Here is a 17,907-nt window from a genome sequence, read left to right as displayed (position 1 = left end):
TTGGCGCGGAAGCCGCTAAAGCCCGTCGCCATGACAGAGACACTTGCAAACACCCTGACAAAGCCATCGCCCAAGGACTGGATTCTTGGCATTTCGCCCTATGTGCCGGGCAAGGCAGCGGCCGATGATGGCCGCCCGCTGATCAAGCTGTCGGCCAATGAAAACCCGCTGGGGACGGGCGACGCCGCGCGCGCCGCGCTGGTGGCCGCCACCGCCGATCTTGCCACCTATCCCGATCCGAGCGCGACGAAGCTGCGTGAAGCGATCGGCGCGGTGCATGGGCTGGACCCGGCGCGGATCATCTATGGCACCGGGTCGGACGAACTGCTCCACATCGCCGCCAGCGCCTATGCCGGGCCGGGCGATGAAGTGCTGTATGTGCGCTATGGCTTTGCGGTCTATGACATCGCCGCCCGCCGCGTCGGCGCGACCCCGGTGATCGCGCCGGACAAGGATTATGCCACCGACGTCGACGCGCTGCTGGCAGCCGTGACCGAGAAGACGAAGGTCGTGTTCCTGGCCAACCCCAACAACCCGACGGGCACGATGACCAGCCGCGAAGAGATTGCCCGGCTGCATGCGGGCCTGCGCCCCGACATCTTGTTCGTGCTGGATCAGGCCTATGCCGAATATCTGGACGAAGGCGAGGATGATGGCGGCCTGGAACTGGCCAGGACCGCCGGCAATATTTTCGTCACCCGCACCTTCTCCAAGATTCACGGGCTGGCGGCCGAACGGATCGGCTGGGGCTATGCCAGTGCGGAGGTGATCGAGATTCTCCACCGCATCCGCGCGCCGTTCAATGTCACGACCGCGGGCCAGGCCGCGGCCATCGCCGCGATCAACGACAGTGCCTGGATCGAATCGAGCCGCGCCCATAATGCGCGCTGGCGCGAATGGCTGAGCAACGAAATCGGCGCGCTGTCCAATCACGGCCTGCGCGTCGTACCCAGCAAGACCAATTTCCTGCTGATCCTGTTCGATGGCAAGCTGACCGCCGAGGCCGCGATGAAGGGATTGTGGGAGGCCGGTTACGCCACCCGCTGGCTGCCGGGCCAGGATCTGCCCAACGGCCTGCGCATCACCATCGGCACCGAAGCGCAGGTCCGCGTCGTGGCCGACACATTGCGCGCCATGGCGGAATCGGCCTGACGCGATGCTGCCTTTCGCCCGGATCACCATCATCGGCCTTGGCCTGATCGGCTCATCGCTTGCCCGCGCCATCCGGGCGGAGATGCCCACGGCGCGCGTCACTGGCCATGATGCCGATCCGGCAGTGCGCGAAACCGCACGGCGGATAGACCTGTGCGACGACATCACCGACACGGCGGGGGCTTCGGTCACCGACGCGGATCTGGTGGTGCTGTGCGTGCCGGTCCGCGCCATGGGCGCGGCGGCGGCGGAGCTGGCCGACGATCTGCCCGCCGACGCGATCATAAGCGATGTGGGATCGTGCAAGGCGGACGTGCTGGCGCAGCTGGTCGCCGCCCTGCCGGGGCGGACGATCATTCCGGCGCATCCCGTCGCAGGCACCGAAAATAGCGGACCGGAAGCGGGTTTCGCCACCCTGTTCAAGGGGCGCTGGTGCATCGTCACCCCGCCCGCTGACGCTGACCCCGTGGCGGTCGAGCGCGTCGCCGAACTGTGGCGGCGGGTCGGCGCGGACGTCGAGACGATGGACCCGGCGCATCATGATCTGGTGCTGGCGGTGACCAGCCATTTGCCGCATCTGATCGCCTACACCATCGTCGGCACGGCCAGCGATCTGGAAAATGTCACCCAGTCGGAAGTCATCAAATATTCCGCTGGCGGCTTTCGCGATTTCACCCGGATCGCCGCGTCGGACCCGACCATGTGGCGCGACGTGTTCCTGGCCAACAAGGACGCGGTGCTGGAAATGCTCCAGCGCTTTTCGGAGGATCTGTCAGCACTGCAACGGGCGATCCGCTGGAATGACGGCGACACGCTGTTCAACCTGTTCACCCATACCCGCGCCATCCGCCGGTCGATCATCGAACAGGGTCAGGACGACGCCAAGCCCGACTTCGGCCGGGCGCATTAAGCCAGCGCAGAGAGCGGGTTCAGCGCGTTGATCGCGGCATGGACCCGCGCTTCGGCCTCCCGCCGGTCCAGCCCGGCGGGCACGACCTCACCGACCTTATAGGTGATGACGCCCGCTTTCTTGAGGAAGCTGCCCTTTGGCGACACCAGCCCGCTGTTGAGCGCAATCGGCACCACCGGCAGCCCCAGCAGCGTATATAATCCGGCAAAGCCAGCCCGTAATGGCGGCGCTTCGCCATGGGGAACGCGGGTGCCTTCGGGAAAGATGCAGACCGCCCTTCCGGCGGCGTTCGCCGCCTTGGCCTGGGTCCGCAACGTCCGCATCGCGCTCGCCCCGGCGGTGCGTTCGATCGGGATCAGGCCATAACGGTCGGCAATGGTTCCCCACAGCGGAATATCGAACAGTTCCCGCTTGGCGGCGATGACGGGCCGGTCGAACACGCACAGCATGTCGATCGTCTCGAACATCGATTCATGCTTGACGATATAGAGATAGGGACCAAGCGGCAGATCGCCCTCTATCACCACCTTCTGCCCCAGCAGCCAGCGGGCGCAATAGCGATGGAACCAGCCCCACAGGGTCGACACCCATCGCAGCGCGGGCGGCGAAAACTGGCCGACGATCAGGGCGATCAGCACCAGCAGCAAGCTGCCGGGATAGAAAATGAGGGAAAAGAGGGTGGAGCGCAGCAAGGTGATCATCGGGGCGCTATGCCATCAAATGCCAAGAAGTGCAGCGGCGCGGCGCAGCAGATATTTATTATATTCCCGCGCCAGCATCGTCAGGCTGGGGCGGCTGGGCACCGCGTCATAGACGATCGCGACCCGGCCGGGCAGCGCCTGCCGCAATTCCAGCGCGGCGCGGCGCATATGCCAGTCCGTCGTGATCAGCCGCACTGTCTTGTAATCGCGCCGTTCCAGCCAGCGGGCGGTTTCGATGGCGTTGGATCGTGTATCGATCGCTTCGCGGCCCAATGTGATGCAGCAGGCGAATAATGTTTCGGGCGCCTGATATTGCGCCGCCAGTTCGACCGGACGGACCGACCGGTCGACGCCGGAAATCAGCATCCGCTTGGCCGCGCCGCCCTCCAGCAAAGCGATGCCCCGGTCGATCCGCCCCGCGCCGCCGGTCAGCACGACGATCGCGTCGGTCTGCCGACCGTCGAGCGGCTGGGGCAGGAAGATCGCAAACCATGCAAAGCCCAGCATCCAGCCCAGTATCGAGACGGCGAACAGCCGGACGATCACAGCGCCCGCCCCAAGGCGCGCAACACTGTCCAGCGCGCCGCCAGCGTCGCCAGCAGGACGCCCGCCACCGGCAGCAGCCCAAGCACCGCCCAACTGGCAGGCGGCAGGCGCACCGCGCCCAGCAGTTCCGACCCGGTCGCACCCAGCCGCAGGCCGATCAGCAGGATGACGAACGCGGCGAAAGCAAAGCCCAGCGCGCTGCCCAGCATCGCGTCAAGGCCGATGCGGCGCTGGAACAGACGGGCGATCTGGACGTCGGTGGCTCCCATCAGGTGCAGCACCTCTATCGTGCCGCGATGGCTGTCATGCGCGCCTCGCGCCGCCAGCACCACGACCGCGCCCGTCGCCAGCGCCATCAGCAGCACGACACCGGCAGCCAGCCAGCCCAGGGCGGAGAGCAATCCGGCAAGCGGCAGCAGGAAGGCGGCGTGAGGTTCGATCCGCAGGGCGGGCGACAATCCCCCTAGCAGGCGGCGCAAGCGCGCGACCTTCGCATCAGCATCGCCCGGCGTCAGCGTCACGTCGATCAGCGCGGGCAGCGGCAGGTCGCCGCTCGTCGCCTCCTCGCCCAGCCAGGGGCGGACCTGATCGGCGAGCAGTGCAGGATCGACGGGCGCGGCGGCCTGCACCCCGTCCGCGCCGCGCAACGCGGTCAGCGCTCGCGCCGCCAGTTGGTCGCGCAGTTGCGGGTTCGCCTCGACCACCTGCACGCTGGCGCGTCCGGCCAGATCCGCGCTCATGGAGCGGACGGCAGCGCCCAGGCCAAGGCCAGCAGCGGCGGCCAGCACGGTCAGGAACATCATGATCGCGATGATCCACAGCATCGGCCCCGCGACCCGCCCGCCCGGCAACAGGCGATGCCGCGCAGCGGCGGCGGCGCGGCGGTCGGTGCGCGACGCCATCACTCGCCGCCCTGCGGGCGCGGCGGATAGCGTAGCGATCCGGTCGGGTCAGCCAGCCGCCCCTTGTCCAGCCGCATCATCTGCGCGCCCGATACCTGCGCGATCAGCGGCAGATCGTGGGTGGCGACGACGATGGTGGTGCCCAGGCGATTGAGCGCTTCGAACAGGGTCATGAGGCGACGGGCCATGTCCGCGTCGACGTTGCCGGTCGGTTCGTCCGCCACCAATATTTCGGGTCGCCCGATGACCGCACGGGCGATGGCGACGCGCTGCTGCTCCCCGCCCGACAGGGTCGCGGGCCGCGCCTGCCCGCGATCGCCAAGCCCCACCCAGCCGAGCATTTCAGTGACGGGGGCGTCAACCTCCCCCTCCTCCATGCCCGCGACGCGAAGCGGCAGGGCGATATTGTCATAGGCGGACAGATGGGGGACCAGGCGAAAGTCCTGAAACACGACGCCGATGCGACGGCGGAAACCCGGCAGGCGCTTGCGCGGCAGGGTCACCACATCCTCGCCGAACAGCCGTATGACGCCGCGACTGGGACGCTGGGCCAGATAGAGCAGTTTGAGCAGCGATGTCTTGCCCGCGCCCGACGCGCCGGTCAGGAAATAAAAGCCTCCGCCTGCCAGTGTGAAGCTGACGTCGGACAGGGTCTCGCTGTCCAGACCATAGCGCAGACCGACATTCTCGAACTGGACGATGGCCGACATGTCTTGAAATATGGCGCTCGCGCGCTCCCTGCTTCCCCGGAGTGACAGCCATGGCACAGTGGGCAGGCAGCCGTAAAGCCCGGCCCGCATCCGACCGCGAGTCGCGACGGAATGACGTCAACATAAGTTGACCGCTTGCGCGCGAGTCCATGCCATGCCTATGAAGCGACATGATACTGGTGTGCCCCAATTGCGCGACGCGCTATGTCGTGCCGGACAGCGCCGTCGGTCCGGCCGGCCGCCAGGTCCGCTGCGCCGCGTGCAAGCATAGCTGGTTCCAGCAGCCTGCCGCCCTGCCACCGCGCGAAAGCGGGCCGGACGAGGTGCCTGCTCCGCCGCCGGTCCAGGCTCCCACTCCGCCGCCGCCGGTCGCAGAGCCGGTCGAAACGGTCGCCGCGCCCGCGCCTGAACCCGTACCTGCCCCCGCACCGGAAGCCCCCCCGGCTGAAACCGTCGTGCCGGAGGAAGCGGCCCCCGTCGCGCCGCCGATCGCTGCGCCTGCGGACAACCGTATTGACGACATTTATGCCGGTGCGCCGGTCGATCCGGCACAGGACAGCCAGTTCGCGCCCGCGCCGCCGTTCAAGCCGCGCCGCAATCCGATCAAGCTATGGACCTATGCCGCGTTCGTCTTTGCCCTGGTCGTGGCGGCGGCGGGCGGAGCCTTTTACTATTTCGGCCCGCCCGGATGGGCGGTCAGCCTGGGACTGGTCGCCGAAGAAGGCGATCCTGACCTGCTCTTCTACCTGTCCAAACCCGCAGAGCGGCGCAAGCTGCCGACTGGCGAGGAATATTTCGCCTTTGGCGCGCGGATCGTGAACAGCGGGACGCAGGCGCTGCCAGTGCCGCCGGTGCTGGTGCAGTTGCGCGACCGGCAGAACCGGCTGGTGTTCAGCTGGACGACGAAGGCGGACAAGAACCGCCTGAAGCCGGGCGAGGAAGCGTCGATCAACGAAAGCCGGATCGACATTCCCAAAAATGCCGAGAATCTGTCGCTGGCCTTCGTGCAGTAGGCAAGGGCGCGTCCAGCCTCCCCCACCCCTCCTTCATCATCATGCTGAACTTGTTTCAGCATCCATTTCGCGTCTCCAGCCACGACTTTTGGGCATTATGGATCCTGAAATAAGTTCAGGATGACGTCGTGGGATAACGAAAAGTCATATGCAATTCCCCTCCCCGAAATGGGGAGGAATTACGGATAGCTGACCGTCTTGGGTCGGCCCTGCGGGATGGGGATGAACTCCTGATCGTCGCCGGGGATCAGCGGGAAGCGGAGGGCGTCCCAATCCTCGCGCGCCTGCATCAGCCGGTCCTGGCGGGAGGACACGAAGTTCCACCAGACATGGCGCGGCGTTTTGAAGGCTTCGCCGCCGCACAGGACGACCCGGCCGCCATCGACGCTCATCAGCGTGGCGCTGGTGCCGGGGCGCAGGACGTAAAGCGTCTGGGGCGCGAGCATCATCCCGTCGAGCGCGGCATCACCGCCCGACACATAGATCGCGCGCTCGTCGGCTGACGGGTCGATCGGTACGCGGCCGCCGGGCGACAGCTGGATGTCGGCATAGATGGTGTCGGCATAGGTGGTGACGGGCGAGCGTTCGCCCCAGAGCGACCCCATGATGACACGGGCGCGCACCCCATGCGCCTCGATCACCGGCAGGCCGCCTTCGCCGACATGCTCGAACGCCGGGTCCATTTCCTCTTGGCGGTCGGGCAAGGCGAGCCAGGTCTGGATGGCGGAGAGTTTGGAGAGCTTGGCGCGTTCTTCGTCGGGGGAACGCTCACTATGGACGATCCCCTTGCCCGCGGTCATCAGATTGACCGCGCCCGCCTCGACAATCTGTTCCGTGCCCAGCGAATCGCGGTGGAAGAAAGCGCCTTCATACATATAGGTCACGGTGGCGAGGTTGATGTGCGGATGGGGGCGGACATCAATCCCCTGCCCCGCTCCTATCTTGGCTGGCCCGGCCTGATCGAAGAAGATGAACGGACCGACCATCGTACGCCCCTTGGCAGGGAGCGAACGGTGGACCTTGAAATCGCCCAGATCATGGGTGGTCGGGCTGATCGTCTGGATGACGAGATCATCGAGGGTCATCAGGCTTCTCCGGGTGCGCGGGCCTTGATCGCAAGGGCGTGGACCTTGTCGCGCAGCAGGTCGGCGAGCGCTGCGTTGACCATGCGCTGGCGGGCGACGCGGCTCTGGCCGGTGAAGCGATCCGACACGATGTCGACGGTGAAATGGCTTTCGCCAGAGCCGTCATGCCCCGCATGGCCGCGATGTTTTTCGCTGTCGTCGATCACGGCGAGCTGTTGCGGCGCCAGGGCATTTTGCAGCCGCGTTTCGATTTCGGTGGCCACTGGGCCTTTCAGAATCTGGGTCATGCCGCCTATATAGTCGCTTTGCCGCGACTTGCATCAGGACAACTTTGTCGACCGACCCTTTCTCGACCCGCCGCTTCAACCGCTTCCATGGCCGGGTGGAGGGCGACCGCCCCTGCTGGGTGAGTGGCTGCCCCGAACCGGGCGAGTTCCGCGCGCCGCCGCTGGAGGGCAGCGCCCGTCCCGGCGATGAAGGGCCGCGCTGGCGCTGGCTGTGCCTGGACCATGTGCGCGAATTCAATCAGGGCTATAATTTCTTCACCGGCATGTCGCCGGAGGAAATCGCCGCCGCCCAGCGCCCCTTTGCCGGGTGGGAGCGGGAGACGCGCGCCTTTTCGTCCAACGCCCACAGCCCGCCGCCCAAATGGTCCGACTTCTCCGACCCGCTCGACGCCATCGGCGCGAAGTTCAAGGAACGGGTGGCCAAGGCGCGGGCCGATGCGCAGATGCGGCAGGACGGCCAGTTTCTGTCGGCGGAGGACCGCAAGGCGCTGCGCGTCATGGAACTGGACATTGACGCGGATCGCAAGGCTTTGCGGATGCGCTACACCGCGCTGCTGCGCCGCTATCACCCCGATCATAATGGCGGCGACCGTAGCCATGAACGCGCATTGCAGGCGGTGATCGAGGCCTATGGCCATTTGAAGAAGGCAGCGGTTTTCGCCTGAAATTCAGGCCATACTGTCCTTTGCAAACCCAATATTGGTGGGTTGAACCATGCTAGCGGAGTGGCAGGGGCGCAGACCTGACCAGGATGCACGCCCTGTCGAGAGGGTGATACCCCTCCACCACCGCTTCGCGGCGGTCCCCCTCCCCCACAGGGGGAGGAATTTGGTAGCGAATTTGCAGCCTTCATGATTGCCGAGATTCAGCCAGGTTTCGCGCGCGGAAGTTCGCAAACTTCGCCCATGTTGCGCATGGCAAGTTTTTCGCAAGATCGACGATCGGAAAGAGCCGTGGCCGAGCATGGCAGCATAGTCGCGTGTAGGACAGCCTTGTCCCGATGCGATGGCGATGCCATAGGGCGCGGCCCCCCTTCCCCGGAGACAAAAGCATGCAGGATGTGCCGCGCGCGCTGGGCCTGGATTTCGGCACGACCAACAGCGTCGTTGCGATTGCCAACGGCCAGCAATCCGATCTGGTCGAATTTGCCGGTAGCCAGGCGACCGGGGCGGTGTTCCGTTCCGCGCTCTGTTTCTGGCATGAGGACGGCGTCAAGGGCGGCCTGGCGCATGAGGCCGGGCCGTGGGCGATCGCGGAATATATGGAATATCCCGAAGACAGCCGCTTCCTCCAGTCGTTCAAGTCGGTCGCCGCCAGCCCGATTTTCGAGAGCGCCAACATATTCGAAAAGCGCTACCGCTTCGAGGAACTGGGGGCGATGTTCCTGGCGCATATGGTTGGCCATGCGGGCGGGGCATTGGACCAGAGGCCGGAGCGGATCGTCGTCGGGCGGCCCGTGACCTATGCCGGGTCGCGGCCTGACGAGGCGCTGGCGCGCAAGCGATATGACGCGATGTTCGCCGATTTCGGCGTGGACATTCATTATGTCTATGAGCCGCTGGGCGCGGCATTCAGCTATGCCAGCCGCCTGACCCAGGCTGCGACGATCCTGGTCGCGGACTTTGGCGGCGGCACCAGCGATTTTTCGATCGTGCGGGTGGAAGCGCCCAACCAGACGGTGGGCGCGACGCGGCGGGCGACGCCGCTGGGATCGGCGGGCATCGGCATTGCAGGCGACCGTTTCGACTATCGGATCATGGACCATCTGGTGCTGCCGATGCTGGGCAAGGGCGGCAGTTACCAGTCGTTCGGCAAGACGCTGGAAATACCGCGCAGCTATTTCGCCGACTTTGCCGACTGGTCGCGCCTTGCGCTGATGCGCAACCGGCGGACGATGGACGAGCTGACGCGGTTGCAGAAATCGGCTGACGATCCCGCCGCGATCAGGCGGATGATGACGGTGATCGAAAAGGAACTGGGCTATCCGCTCTATGATGCGGTGGGCAGCCTGAAGCGGGCGCTGTCGACACAGGACAAAGCGGATTTCCGCTTTGCCGGTGGCGGGCTGGAGATCGAGACGCAGGTGCGCCGCGCCGATTTCGAGCGCTGGATCGCGCCCGACATCGCCCGGATCGAGGGATGCGTGGACAAGGCGCTGGCGACCGCCGGGGTGGCGCCGCACGCGATCGACCGGGTGTTCCTGACCGGCGGATCGTCGCTGATTCCGGCGATCCGCGGCATATTCGACGCGCGCTTCGGGGCGGAGCGGATCGCGACCGGGGGCGAACTGACATCTATCGCGCACGGGCTGGCCCTGATCGGGCAGGAGGCCAATCTGGCCCAATGGGCCGCTTGATCCGACGCGCCCTTGCCCCCACTCTATCGACACGCCGTTGATGGATCGGCTACGGCAGGCGTGACTCGCAGGAAGATGAAGACCCGATGACTGATATTTCCAACGTTCAGCCCGATACGCGCGCCGAAACGCTGATGGATGCCCCCGACCGGTTCGTGGACGCCCGCGATGTGTTCGGCATCGACATCGACATGCAGATTCCCGCTTTCAGCGAAGCCGACGAGCGGGTGCCCGACCTTGATCCCGCCTATGTGTTCGACCCGGACACCACGCTGGCGATCCTGGCGGGCTTTGCGTTCAACCGGCGCGTCATGGTGCAGGGCTATCATGGCACCGGCAAGTCGAGCCATATCGAGCAGGTCGCCGCGCGCCTGAAATGGCCGTGCATCCGCATCAATCTGGACGCGCATATCAGCCGTATCGATCTGGTCGGGCGCGACGCCATCGTCCTGAAGGATGGCCAGCAGGTCACCGAATTCAAGGAAGGCCTGCTCCCCTGGTCGTTGCAACGCCCGGTCGCGCTGGTGTTCGACGAATATGATGCCGGCCGCCCCGACGTGATGTTCGTCATTCAGCGCGTGCTGGAAACCGACGGCAAGATGACGCTGCTCGACCAGAATCGGGTGATCCGCCCCAATCCCTATTTCCGGCTGTTCGCGACCGCCAATACCGTCGGTCTGGGCGATACGACCGGCCTGTATCATGGCACGCAGCAGATCAACCAGGGCCAGATGGACCGATGGAATCTGGTGGTGGCGCTCAACTATCTGCCCGCCGCGACCGAGGCGCAGGTGGTGCTGGCCAAGTCGGGCGAATATGATCATGAGGGCGGCTGCAAGGAAGTCGAAAATATGATCAAGGTCGCCGAACTGACGCGGCAGGGCTTCATCAACGGCGATATTTCGACCGTCATGTCGCCGCGCACCGTGATCAGCTGGGCGCAGAATGCGCTGATCTTCAAAAATGTCGGCTTCGCCTTCCGCCTGTCCTTCCTCAACAAGTGCGACGAGGCGGAACGGGCGCTGGTGGCCGAATATTATCAGCGCGTGTTCGGCAAGGATCTGCCGGAAAGCGTGGTCGGGAAAGCGGGGTAAAAGCCGCAGGAGTGTCATGGACAAGCAGACAGCCATTGCCCGCCTGAAAGCCCATGAAGCAGAATTGCGGGCCATGGGCGTCGTCAGCCTGTCGCTGTTCGGATCGACCGCGCGCGGGGATGCGCGGTCGGATTCGGACGTGGATGTCGCCGTGACCATCGACGATGCCGCCCGCATGGACCTGTTCCGCTTTGCGGCCATGTCGAGCTGGCTGGGAGACTGGCTGGACGTTCGGGTCGATCTGGTCAGCGAACCGGCGCGAAAGCCGCGCTTCCAGGCGGAAATCGACAAGGATCGGGTGCGTGTCTTCTAGTCGGGAACAGCATCGGTTGCTGGACATCGTGGAAAATTGCGATGCGATTGCAGTCTATATCGACGGGATGGACTATGCGCGTTTCGCCGCCGATCGCAAAACCATCGACGCGTCGGAACGCTGTTTGGAGCGGATCACCGAAGCGGTGATCAAGATCGGCAAGGACCGGATGGCGGCAATTGCCCCATCCATTCCGGCCGACGCCGTCCGGGGATTGGGAAATATGTTGCGGCACCATTATGATGCGCTGAATTTGAGGATCATTTTCGCCACGATGACCGACAGCCTGCCTGTTTTGCGCGCGGCCTGCCTTGCAGCGCTGAAGGATCTGCCATGACCGAACGCTCCCCCCTCGACGCTTTCAAGGACGTGCTGTCGGGGACGGCGCGGTCGATGGCGCGCGACATGGAAGTGGAAGTGGGCTTTACCGCCGACGCGCCGCATCTGGCGGGCAAGGCGATCAAGGTGCCGACGCCTGCGCGCACTTTGCCCGCCGATCAGGTGGCGCTGGCGCGGGGCTTTGCCGATGCTAATGCGCTGAAATTGCGGCATCACAGTGCGAAAATCCATGCCACCTCCGCGCCGGGCGAGGCCGTGGCGCGGGCGGTGTTCGACGCGGTCGAGCAGGCGCGGGTCGAGGCGATCGGCTCCAGGCAGATGGAGGGGGTGCGTGCCAACCTCAACCATGCGCTCGACATGCGGTTGAAGTCCGACGCGATCCGCCGGGCGCGGTCTGCGGACGAGGTGCCGCTGTCCACCGCGCTGGCGCTCAAGGTGCGCGAGCGGCTGACGGGCCAGGCGATCCCCAGGGACGTCGCGGCGGGCGTGGCGCTGGTGGAGGAATGGATCGAGGAAAAGGCCGGGTCTGACCTGGACGCGCTGGCGCTGGCGATCGACGACCAGCGCGCCTTCCAGAAGCTGACCACCGCGATGCTGGAGCATCTCGCGCTGATCGACGCCGACGTGCCGCCCGATACCGAAGAGCCCGAAGCCCAGGATGAGGGCGACGATGAAGAGGATCAATCCGAGGACGGCGATTCGGGGCAGGACGAGTCGGGCGACAGCGATGTGAATGCCGAGGCCCGCGCCGAGGATCAGGGCGGCGATACCGAGGACGGCGAAACCGAATATAGCGACGAATTCGACGCAGACAGCGAAGCGGGCGCGGACGATATGGGCGAGGAAGGCATGATGCCGGTCCGCCCCAACCGGCCGACGTCCGACCTGCCGCCCGGCTTCGATTACAAGGCCTATACGCTCAAGCATGACGAGATCGTCACTGCCGAGGAATTGTGCGACGAGGATGAACTGATCCGGCTGCGCGGCTTCCTCGACCAGCAACTCGTCAGCTTGCAGGGGGCGGTGACCAAGCTGGCCAACCGGCTGCAACGGCGGTTGATGGCGCAGCAGTCGCGGTCCTGGGATTTTGACCAGGATGAAGGGATGCTGGATGCCGCGCGGCTGGCGCGCGTCATCATCGATCCGACCCGGTCGCTGACCTACAAGATCGAACGCGATACCGAGTTTCGCGATACGGTGGTGACGCTGCTGATCGACAATAGCGGCTCAATGCGCGGGCGGCCGATCAGCATCGCGGCGATCAGCGCCGACATCATGGCGCGCACGCTGGAGCGGTGCGGGGTCAAGACCGAGATATTGGGCTTTACCACGCGGGCGTGGAAGGGCGGGCAGGCGCGCGAGGAATGGCTGGCCGCCGGACGCCCGCCGATGCCGGGGCGGCTTAACGACCTGCGCCATATCGTCTATAAGAAGGCCGACGAGCCATGGCGGCGGGCGCGCAAGAATTTGGGCCTGATGATGCGCGAAGGGCTGCTGAAGGAAAATATCGACGGCGAAGCGCTGCTTTGGGCGCATGGCCGGTTGATCGCCCGCAATGAAGAGCGGCGCATATTGATGGTGATTTCGGACGGCGCGCCGGTGGATGACAGCACTTTGTCGGTCAATAGCGGCACCTATCTGGAACGCCATTTGCGGCAGGTGATCGACTGGATCGAGAATCGATCGCCGGTGCAGCTGGTCGCGATCGGCATCGGCCATGACGTGACCCGCTATTACAAGCGCGCGGTGACCATCATGGACGCCGAGCAACTGGGCGGGACGATGGTGGAGCAGCTGGCCGGCTTGTTCGATGAGGATTGACCCTCAATATCGTTGGGGCTGAGCGACCGTCGAAGCCTTGTCCGTCTCTTCACCTTCGACGTCGCTCAGGGCGAACGGATAATAATGTCTAGGAGAGCGTCATGAGTGTCGCCTTTCGTCGCGAGGGCGATGATGAGCATATGGAGCCCAAGTTCGAACTGCCGATCCCGCCGGGACCCAATTGGGTGACAGCGCGCGGATTGCGGCTGACGCGGGAGAAGGTCGAGGCGCTGGAGGCGGTGGACCTGAGCGGCATGGCCGAGGAGGATGCCAAGAAGCATGGCCGCGTGCTGCGCTATTGGCGCACGCGGCTGGCGACGGCGGAACTGCGCCCGACCGCGACGGGCGACGCCGTGGCGTTCGGATGCCGGGTGACCTATCGGATCAATGGACGGGACAAGACGGTCGGACTTGTCGGCGATGATGAGGCCGATCCGGCGGAAGGGCGGATCAGCTTCTCCGCCCCGCTGGCGCGCGCGATGATGGATGCGACGGTCGGCGAGACGGTCGATTTCGCGGGCAAGCCCGATGCTGTGGAGATCGTGGCGATCACTTTAATCGACGAACAATAGTAATGGCGTACCCCGGCGAAGGCCGGGGTCCAGTTCCTCGCTCAGGACTGGACCCCGGCCTTCGCCGGGGAACAACTGCGTGTAATGCGCGACGGCTTACGCGCCGCGCCCCGCTTCGAACAGGAACCAGGCGCGCTGTTCGGCCTGGTCGGTCCAGTCGTCGACAATGCCTTCGGTGGCGTTGTCGCCCGCTTCGGTCGCGGCAGCCTTCACCGCGCGGAAGGATTCGACCAGCGCCAGATTGTCGTTGCGCAATTCCATCAGCATGTCGGCGGGGCTGACAAATTCGGCGTCATTGTCGGTCAGGCTCTGGTGACGCGAAATATCGCCGATCGAGCGCAGGGTGACATTGCCGGTCTTGCGCACGCGCTCGGCGATCAGGTCCGTGGTGGCCAGGATTTCGGCGGCCTGTTCATCGAACATCAGATGATAGTCGCGGAAATGCGGGCCGGAAACGTGCCAGTGAAAATTCTTGGTCTTGAGATACAGCGCATAGCTGTCCGCCAGTACGCCGTTGAGCGCCTGCGCCACGGTCTTGGTAGCGTTGTTTTTAAGGTCGGTGGGGGTCTTGAGATCGGCGGCGGTCATATGTCCTCCTGGGCAGTGCGAATTGGTTTCGGACATATAATGATTAAAGGCCGATATGGTGCCACGGAAAAACGCGATCAGCCTGATGGAAGAAAGCGATCAGACCAGCGCCAGCGCCGACAGCGCCAGCATCGCGCCCACCAGCAGTAACAGCGCGGCGCCGCCCAGCCGGATCGCGCGAATGGGCAGGATGGCGAAAATCCGGTCCCGCAGCAGCACGACGGGCACGGAGGCCGCGATCACGCCGATCGCGCCGCCCATCGCCGCCAGCACCGGATTGCCGCTATGGGTGGTGATCCCCAGAATCAGAAATTGCGGGCCATCGCCAAAGCCCAGGATGAACAGGCCCAGCATCGTGGTGACGAATGCGCCGGTCGGCCAGCTGGCCAGCGGATCGGGCGATGTGACCGGCCATAACAGGCCGATCCCCAGAAACAGGACGGAAAGCGAGAGGAAGAGCAGGCGCGGGTCCGAACCCAGCATCGGGCCGATCCAGGCCCCGGCGGTGGCGGACAGCGCCGCATTGGCGATGGCGGCGACGATGATGCCCGCGATCACTGCGCCATTGCGCTGAAAGCGGGTCGCCAGCGCAAGGACGAGCAACTGGCTCTTGTCGCCGATTTCGCCAAGCAGACAGCCGAGCAGGGCAAGCAGCAGGGCGTCCATCGGCGGCGCTGGTTCAGGCGCGCAGGGTGGCGATGGGGGCGGGTGAGCGCTGCGCGATGATCGGCACGATGTCGGCCGCGCGCATGTCGCTGCTGATCGCGTCGCGCATCAGATCGAGATAGGACAGGACCACCGGACCAAGGCCATGAAGCGAGAGCGCCGATTCGAGCGTCCCGGCCAGTCCTTCGACCACATCGAGGTGGAAGGCGCGGGCGATGTGGCGAATCTGGTCGACTTCATCGTGCAGCCGGACGACCGACAGATGACCGCGCTGGCCCGCCAGCCCGTCGACCCGGCGCATCAGGTCGGCCAATATCGCCAGCATCGGATCATGTCGCATGGGAAAGCCCCTTCCCTGTCCTGTCGTCCCCATGGGCATGATGCGCCTGTCTGGTTAAGACCGGGTAAACCGGCCAAAACCGGCGTGCCAACCTTGACAGCGCGGCGAATCTGCCCCATGGGCCACCGCTGAAACGGGGCGGTCCTGACATTTGGCGGGCCGCTCTTACTTTTTTTATAGTTCACGACCGGGGACACAAGGCCATGGCCAAGCCAGCAACTGTCAAGATTCGCCTCGTCAGCACCGCTGACACCGGCTTCTTCTACGTCACCAAGAAGAATCCGCGCACCCAAACCGAAAAGTTCAGCTTCAAGAAGTATGACCCGGTCGTGCGCAAGCATGTCGAGTTCAAGGAAGCCAAGATCAAGTGACGGCAAGGCGGCGTTAGCCGCCGGTCGTCATCCCGGCCTTGCGCCGGGATCCAGGGTTCCAGGCGCTATGCCGGAATTGTAAAAGGCCCGTTCCAATGCTGGAACGGGCCTTTTGCTGTTTGCCAGGATTGTCCACCGTCATTCCGGCAAAAGCCGGAATGACGGTGGAACAGGATCAGCGATCAGTTACCGACCGGCTGGCTGTCCGTGCGGCGAACCACGATGGTCGAGGAGCGCGGCTGCTGACCCGATACCGGCCAGTTGCCGGTGGGATGCTGGATGTTGACGAAGAAGGTCTTGAGGTCCGGCGTATAGGCAAGGCCGGTAATCTCGCACCCCTTCGGCCCGACCAGGAAGCGCTTGGACTGCTTGGTCGTCTGGTCGATGTAGAACATGGCGTTCTGGCCGAAAATATCCTCGATCGACTTGCCGGTCACGCCGGACGTGCCCGGAATGCTATGGTCGGTTTGGACCCACAGGCGACCCTTGGGGTCGATACGGATGCCGTCGGGGCTGGAGAAAGTGTCGCCCTTGATGTCGCCGACCAGATTGGCGCCGCCCGACGCCAGCGCCGGATCGCCCGCCAGCAGGAAGATTTCCCAGCTGAACTTGGTGGCGAGCGGCGAATTGCCCTCTTCCTTGAACTTGATGATGTGGCCGTGACGGTTGGTGACGCGCGGGTTGGCCGGATCGGTGACGCGGCGGCCGCTATTGTTGGTGAGCGTCACGAACACGGCGCTGTTGTCGGGCGCGACCGTGATCCATTCGGGACGGTCCATGATGGTCCCGCCAGCAACGCGCGCCGCCGACTGGCATTTGATCAGCACGTCGGCCTGATTGGCGAAATTGACCGTTGCGGGGGCAGGCGGCGTGGTGGACTGGCTGACATCACCAGGATCGGACGCGCCGACGATCAGGCCGTTCTGGCCCTGTACCAGCGCGCGCCATTCGCCCGTGCCATCGCCGTTGAAGCGGGCGACATAGAGCGTGCCATAGTCGAGCAGGTCGATATTGGCCGCCCGGTTCGCGGTGGAGAAAGCGCGGTCGGGGATGAATTTATAGATGCAGCCCGGCGTCGAATCGTCACCCATGTAGAAGGCGACGCGGCGGTCGGCATTGGCCATATAGGCGACATTTTCATGGCTGAAGCGGCCCATGGCGGTGCGCTTGGTCGGGGCGGCGAGTTCCTGATAGGGGTCGATTTCGACCACCCAGCCATAGTCATTTTCAGGCTGGACCGGATCGAGATAATTGTCGGTCGTTTCCTCGCAGGTGAGGTAGGTGCCCCAGGGGGTGCGGCCCGACGAGCAATTGTTGAGCATGCCCTTGATCGACGCCGACAGCAGGCCAGCAGCCGGACCACCGGCGCGATAGAGGCTGTTGCCGGTATAGCGCTTGTTGAAGCGCGAACCCGCCTTGACTGCCCATTTGCCGTCGCTGCCCTTGGCGATTTCGACCACACCGATGCCGACGGCCGACAGGGCGATCTTCTTCTGGTCGGCGGTGGCGGTGGCCGGATCGTAGGAACCGGACATCAGGATGTTGAAGTCGGGATATTCGAAGTTGAGCGCCAGCAGGCCGCCATTATTGGCGTCCACGCCCGACAGGTCGAAATATTCCATGCCGTCATGGTTGCCGCCCGCCCATTTTTCAGCATCGGCCGGGGTGGGGAAGCTGCCCGAATAGGGGGTGCCGGTTTCCACCGAATCGCCAGCCTTCAGCAGCACGTCGACGGTGTAGCCGGTCGGCACGGTGACGGTGTCGTTCATATTGGCGGCGACGGGGGCGAAGCTGACGGTGTAGCTGTCGGTCGGCGTCGGGGTCGGCGTGGGTGTGGGCGTCGGGGTGGGCGTGCCGTCATCATCATCGTCGCACGCGGCCAGCGTGCCCAGCATCGGCAGGATCGACAGGCCCAGCAGGCCGTTCTTCAGGATCGTGCGGCGCGCCGGATTGGCCGCGACGATGGCTTCCAGGCTGTTGTCGCCCATGGAAATGGTCGGCTGCGCATCGCGATAGGGCGCGCGCGCTTCGTCGGTCAGATGGGACATGATGATTACCCTTATTGCGGTTCCGGGCCGTCGGCAGAGCGCCGCGCCCCTGTGGCCGTCGGGCAGTGCCAGTCAGGGATGACAGGCGGACGG

The 17,907-nt window shown here is 64.9% G+C and carries 21 protein-coding genes; 11 read left to right on the top strand and 10 right to left on the bottom strand.

Annotated features, from left to right (window positions below):
* Nucleotides 1–30 precede the first annotated feature (30 nt).
* Together hisC and SX1_RS05050 are read left to right on the top strand one after the other, a co-directional pair.
* Entirely contained in the window at nt 31–1,152 is a 1,122-nt protein-coding gene (gene hisC, locus SX1_RS05055) for a histidinol-phosphate transaminase (protein WP_019052186.1), read from the top strand.
* A 4-nt stretch (nt 1,153–1,156) separates the two neighbouring features.
* Nucleotides 1,157–2,062, top strand: coding sequence for a prephenate/arogenate dehydrogenase family protein (locus tag SX1_RS05050; protein WP_019052185.1), 906 nt, complete (start codon nt 1,157–1,159; stop codon nt 2,060–2,062).
* Here the strand turns inward: SX1_RS05050 and SX1_RS05045 are convergent.
* From SX1_RS05045 to ftsE, 4 genes are read right to left on the bottom strand one after another with little or no spacing between them, the layout of a single operon-like run.
* Nucleotides 2,059–2,763 carry a lysophospholipid acyltransferase family protein gene (locus SX1_RS05045; RefSeq protein ID WP_019052184.1) on the bottom strand — a complete coding sequence of 235 codons (705 nt, stop codon included), beginning with the start codon at nt 2,761–2,763 and terminating at the stop codon, nt 2,059–2,061. The two genes, SX1_RS05050 and SX1_RS05045, sit on opposite strands and share 4 nt — an antisense overlap.
* Nucleotides 2,764–2,778: 15 nt before the next feature.
* Nucleotides 2,779–3,309, bottom strand: a complete 531-nt coding sequence (locus SX1_RS05040) for a YdcF family protein (protein ID WP_019052183.1) — start codon at nt 3,307–3,309, stop codon at nt 2,779–2,781.
* Nucleotides 3,306–4,211 carry a cell division protein FtsX gene (locus SX1_RS05035; RefSeq protein WP_017181172.1) on the bottom strand — a complete coding sequence of 302 codons (906 nt, stop codon included), beginning with the start codon at nt 4,209–4,211 and terminating at the stop codon, nt 3,306–3,308. The genes SX1_RS05040 and SX1_RS05035 overlap by 4 nt, the downstream gene beginning before the upstream one ends.
* Entirely contained in the window at nt 4,211–4,921 is a 711-nt protein-coding gene (gene ftsE / locus SX1_RS05030; RefSeq protein ID WP_017181173.1) for a cell division ATP-binding protein FtsE, read from the bottom strand. The genes SX1_RS05035 and ftsE overlap by 1 nt, the downstream gene beginning before the upstream one ends.
* A gap of 170 nt (nt 4,922–5,091) precedes the next feature.
* Between ftsE and SX1_RS05025 the strand changes: the two genes are divergently transcribed.
* Nucleotides 5,092–5,934, top strand: a complete 843-nt coding sequence (locus SX1_RS05025) for a zinc-ribbon domain-containing protein (RefSeq protein WP_019052182.1) — start codon at nt 5,092–5,094, stop codon at nt 5,932–5,934.
* A 179-nt stretch (nt 5,935–6,113) separates the two neighbouring features.
* Here SX1_RS05025 and SX1_RS05020 read toward each other — a convergent pair whose 3' ends face one another.
* Nucleotides 6,114–7,019, bottom strand: a complete 906-nt coding sequence (locus SX1_RS05020; protein ID WP_019052181.1) for a pirin family protein — start codon at nt 7,017–7,019, stop codon at nt 6,114–6,116.
* The gene (locus SX1_RS05015; protein ID WP_019052180.1) at nt 7,019–7,306 is read right to left on the bottom strand and encodes a BolA family protein; all 288 of its coding nucleotides are present in this window, start codon (nt 7,304–7,306) and stop codon (nt 7,019–7,021) included. The genes SX1_RS05020 and SX1_RS05015 overlap by 1 nt, the downstream gene beginning before the upstream one ends.
* Before the next feature lie 44 nt (nt 7,307–7,350).
* Between SX1_RS05015 and SX1_RS05010 the strand changes: the two genes are divergently transcribed.
* The 7 genes from SX1_RS05010 (at nt 7,351) to SX1_RS04980 (ending at nt 13,801) form a co-directional block, all read left to right on the top strand.
* Nucleotides 7,351–7,971: a J domain-containing protein gene (locus SX1_RS05010; RefSeq protein WP_017181177.1), complete on the top strand. Its 621-nt coding sequence runs from the start codon at nt 7,351–7,353 to the stop codon at nt 7,969–7,971.
* Between the two features lie 386 nt (nt 7,972–8,357).
* Nucleotides 8,358–9,662 (top strand): Hsp70 family protein, encoded by a 1,305-nt coding sequence (locus tag SX1_RS05005; RefSeq protein ID WP_019052179.1) that lies wholly within the window; start codon nt 8,358–8,360, stop codon nt 9,660–9,662.
* Nucleotides 9,663–9,748: 86 nt separating this feature from the next.
* Nucleotides 9,749–10,756: a cobaltochelatase subunit CobS gene (cobS, locus tag SX1_RS05000; RefSeq protein WP_019052178.1), complete on the top strand. Its 1,008-nt coding sequence runs from the start codon at nt 9,749–9,751 to the stop codon at nt 10,754–10,756.
* A 16-nt stretch (nt 10,757–10,772) separates the two neighbouring features.
* Entirely contained in the window at nt 10,773–11,069 is a 297-nt protein-coding gene (locus SX1_RS04995) for a nucleotidyltransferase family protein (RefSeq protein ID WP_026149519.1), read from the top strand.
* On the top strand, nt 11,059–11,406 hold the full coding sequence (locus SX1_RS04990; RefSeq protein ID WP_026149518.1) for a HepT-like ribonuclease domain-containing protein: 348 nt from the start codon (nt 11,059–11,061) through the stop codon (nt 11,404–11,406). The genes SX1_RS04995 and SX1_RS04990 overlap by 11 nt, the downstream gene beginning before the upstream one ends.
* The gene (gene cobT, locus SX1_RS04985; RefSeq protein WP_019052175.1) at nt 11,403–13,229 is read left to right on the top strand and encodes a cobaltochelatase subunit CobT; all 1,827 of its coding nucleotides are present in this window, start codon (nt 11,403–11,405) and stop codon (nt 13,227–13,229) included. The genes SX1_RS04990 and cobT overlap by 4 nt, the downstream gene beginning before the upstream one ends.
* A gap of 101 nt (nt 13,230–13,330) precedes the next feature.
* A complete protein-coding gene (locus SX1_RS04980; protein WP_019052174.1) occupies nt 13,331–13,801 on the top strand; it encodes a GreA/GreB family elongation factor in 471 nt (156 codons plus the stop codon).
* A gap of 96 nt (nt 13,802–13,897) precedes the next feature.
* Here SX1_RS04980 and SX1_RS04975 read toward each other — a convergent pair whose 3' ends face one another.
* The 3 genes from SX1_RS04975 to SX1_RS04965 form a co-directional block, all read right to left on the bottom strand.
* A complete protein-coding gene (locus SX1_RS04975; RefSeq protein WP_017181185.1) occupies nt 13,898–14,389 on the bottom strand; it encodes a Dps family protein in 492 nt (163 codons plus the stop codon).
* A gap of 99 nt (nt 14,390–14,488) precedes the next feature.
* Entirely contained in the window at nt 14,489–15,055 is a 567-nt protein-coding gene (locus SX1_RS04970; RefSeq protein ID WP_019052173.1) for a TMEM165/GDT1 family protein, read from the bottom strand.
* A 13-nt stretch (nt 15,056–15,068) separates the two neighbouring features.
* The gene (locus tag SX1_RS04965) at nt 15,069–15,395 is read right to left on the bottom strand and encodes a hypothetical protein (RefSeq protein ID WP_017181187.1); all 327 of its coding nucleotides are present in this window, start codon (nt 15,393–15,395) and stop codon (nt 15,069–15,071) included.
* 203 nt (nt 15,396–15,598) lie between these two features.
* Here SX1_RS04965 and rpmG point away from each other — a divergent pair, with 203 nt between their 5' ends.
* A complete protein-coding gene (rpmG, locus tag SX1_RS04960) occupies nt 15,599–15,766 on the top strand; it encodes a 50S ribosomal protein L33 (RefSeq protein ID WP_017181188.1) in 168 nt (55 codons plus the stop codon).
* 182 nt (nt 15,767–15,948) lie between these two features.
* Here the strand turns inward: rpmG and SX1_RS04955 are convergent, their stop codons facing one another.
* Entirely contained in the window at nt 15,949–17,814 is a 1,866-nt protein-coding gene (locus SX1_RS04955; RefSeq protein ID WP_019052171.1) for a PhoX family protein, read from the bottom strand.
* Between the last annotated feature and the right edge of the window lie 93 nt (nt 17,815–17,907).

It is taken from the genome of Sphingobium xenophagum NBRC 107872 (genome assembly GCF_000367345.1).
Taxonomy (GTDB): domain Bacteria; phylum Pseudomonadota; class Alphaproteobacteria; order Sphingomonadales; family Sphingomonadaceae; genus Sphingobium; species Sphingobium xenophagum.
Note: the sequence above shows the minus strand (reverse complement) of the source record. Positions and strands in the feature narration are given on the sequence as shown.

Coding starts and splice junctions, on each gene's coding strand:
- hisC (WP_019052186.1), top strand. CDS start 31: ATGACAGAGACACTTGCAAACACCCTGACAAAGCCATCGCCCAAGGAC.
- SX1_RS05050 (WP_019052185.1), top strand. CDS start 1,157: ATGCTGCCTTTCGCCCGGATCACCATCATCGGCCTTGGCCTGATCGGC.
- SX1_RS05045 (WP_019052184.1), bottom strand. CDS start 2,763: ATGATCACCTTGCTGCGCTCCACCCTCTTTTCCCTCATTTTCTATCCC.
- SX1_RS05035 (WP_017181172.1), bottom strand. CDS start 4,211: ATGGCGTCGCGCACCGACCGCCGCGCCGCCGCCGCTGCGCGGCATCGC.
- ftsE (WP_017181173.1), bottom strand. CDS start 4,921: ATGTCGGCCATCGTCCAGTTCGAGAATGTCGGTCTGCGCTATGGTCTG.
- SX1_RS05025 (WP_019052182.1), top strand. CDS start 5,092: ATGATACTGGTGTGCCCCAATTGCGCGACGCGCTATGTCGTGCCGGAC.
- SX1_RS05020 (WP_019052181.1), bottom strand. CDS start 7,019: ATGACCCTCGATGATCTCGTCATCCAGACGATCAGCCCGACCACCCAT.
- SX1_RS05015 (WP_019052180.1), bottom strand. CDS start 7,306: ATGACCCAGATTCTGAAAGGCCCAGTGGCCACCGAAATCGAAACGCGG.
- SX1_RS05005 (WP_019052179.1), top strand. CDS start 8,358: ATGCAGGATGTGCCGCGCGCGCTGGGCCTGGATTTCGGCACGACCAAC.
- cobS (WP_019052178.1), top strand. CDS start 9,749: ATGACTGATATTTCCAACGTTCAGCCCGATACGCGCGCCGAAACGCTG.
- SX1_RS04995 (WP_026149519.1), top strand. CDS start 10,773: ATGGACAAGCAGACAGCCATTGCCCGCCTGAAAGCCCATGAAGCAGAA.
- cobT (WP_019052175.1), top strand. CDS start 11,403: ATGACCGAACGCTCCCCCCTCGACGCTTTCAAGGACGTGCTGTCGGGG.
- SX1_RS04980 (WP_019052174.1), top strand. CDS start 13,331: ATGAGTGTCGCCTTTCGTCGCGAGGGCGATGATGAGCATATGGAGCCC.
- SX1_RS04975 (WP_017181185.1), bottom strand. CDS start 14,389: ATGACCGCCGCCGATCTCAAGACCCCCACCGACCTTAAAAACAACGCT.
- SX1_RS04970 (WP_019052173.1), bottom strand. CDS start 15,055: ATGGACGCCCTGCTGCTTGCCCTGCTCGGCTGTCTGCTTGGCGAAATC.
- SX1_RS04965 (WP_017181187.1), bottom strand. CDS start 15,395: ATGCGACATGATCCGATGCTGGCGATATTGGCCGACCTGATGCGCCGG.
- rpmG (WP_017181188.1), top strand. CDS start 15,599: ATGGCCAAGCCAGCAACTGTCAAGATTCGCCTCGTCAGCACCGCTGAC.
- SX1_RS04955 (WP_019052171.1), bottom strand. CDS start 17,814: ATGTCCCATCTGACCGACGAAGCGCGCGCGCCCTATCGCGATGCGCAG.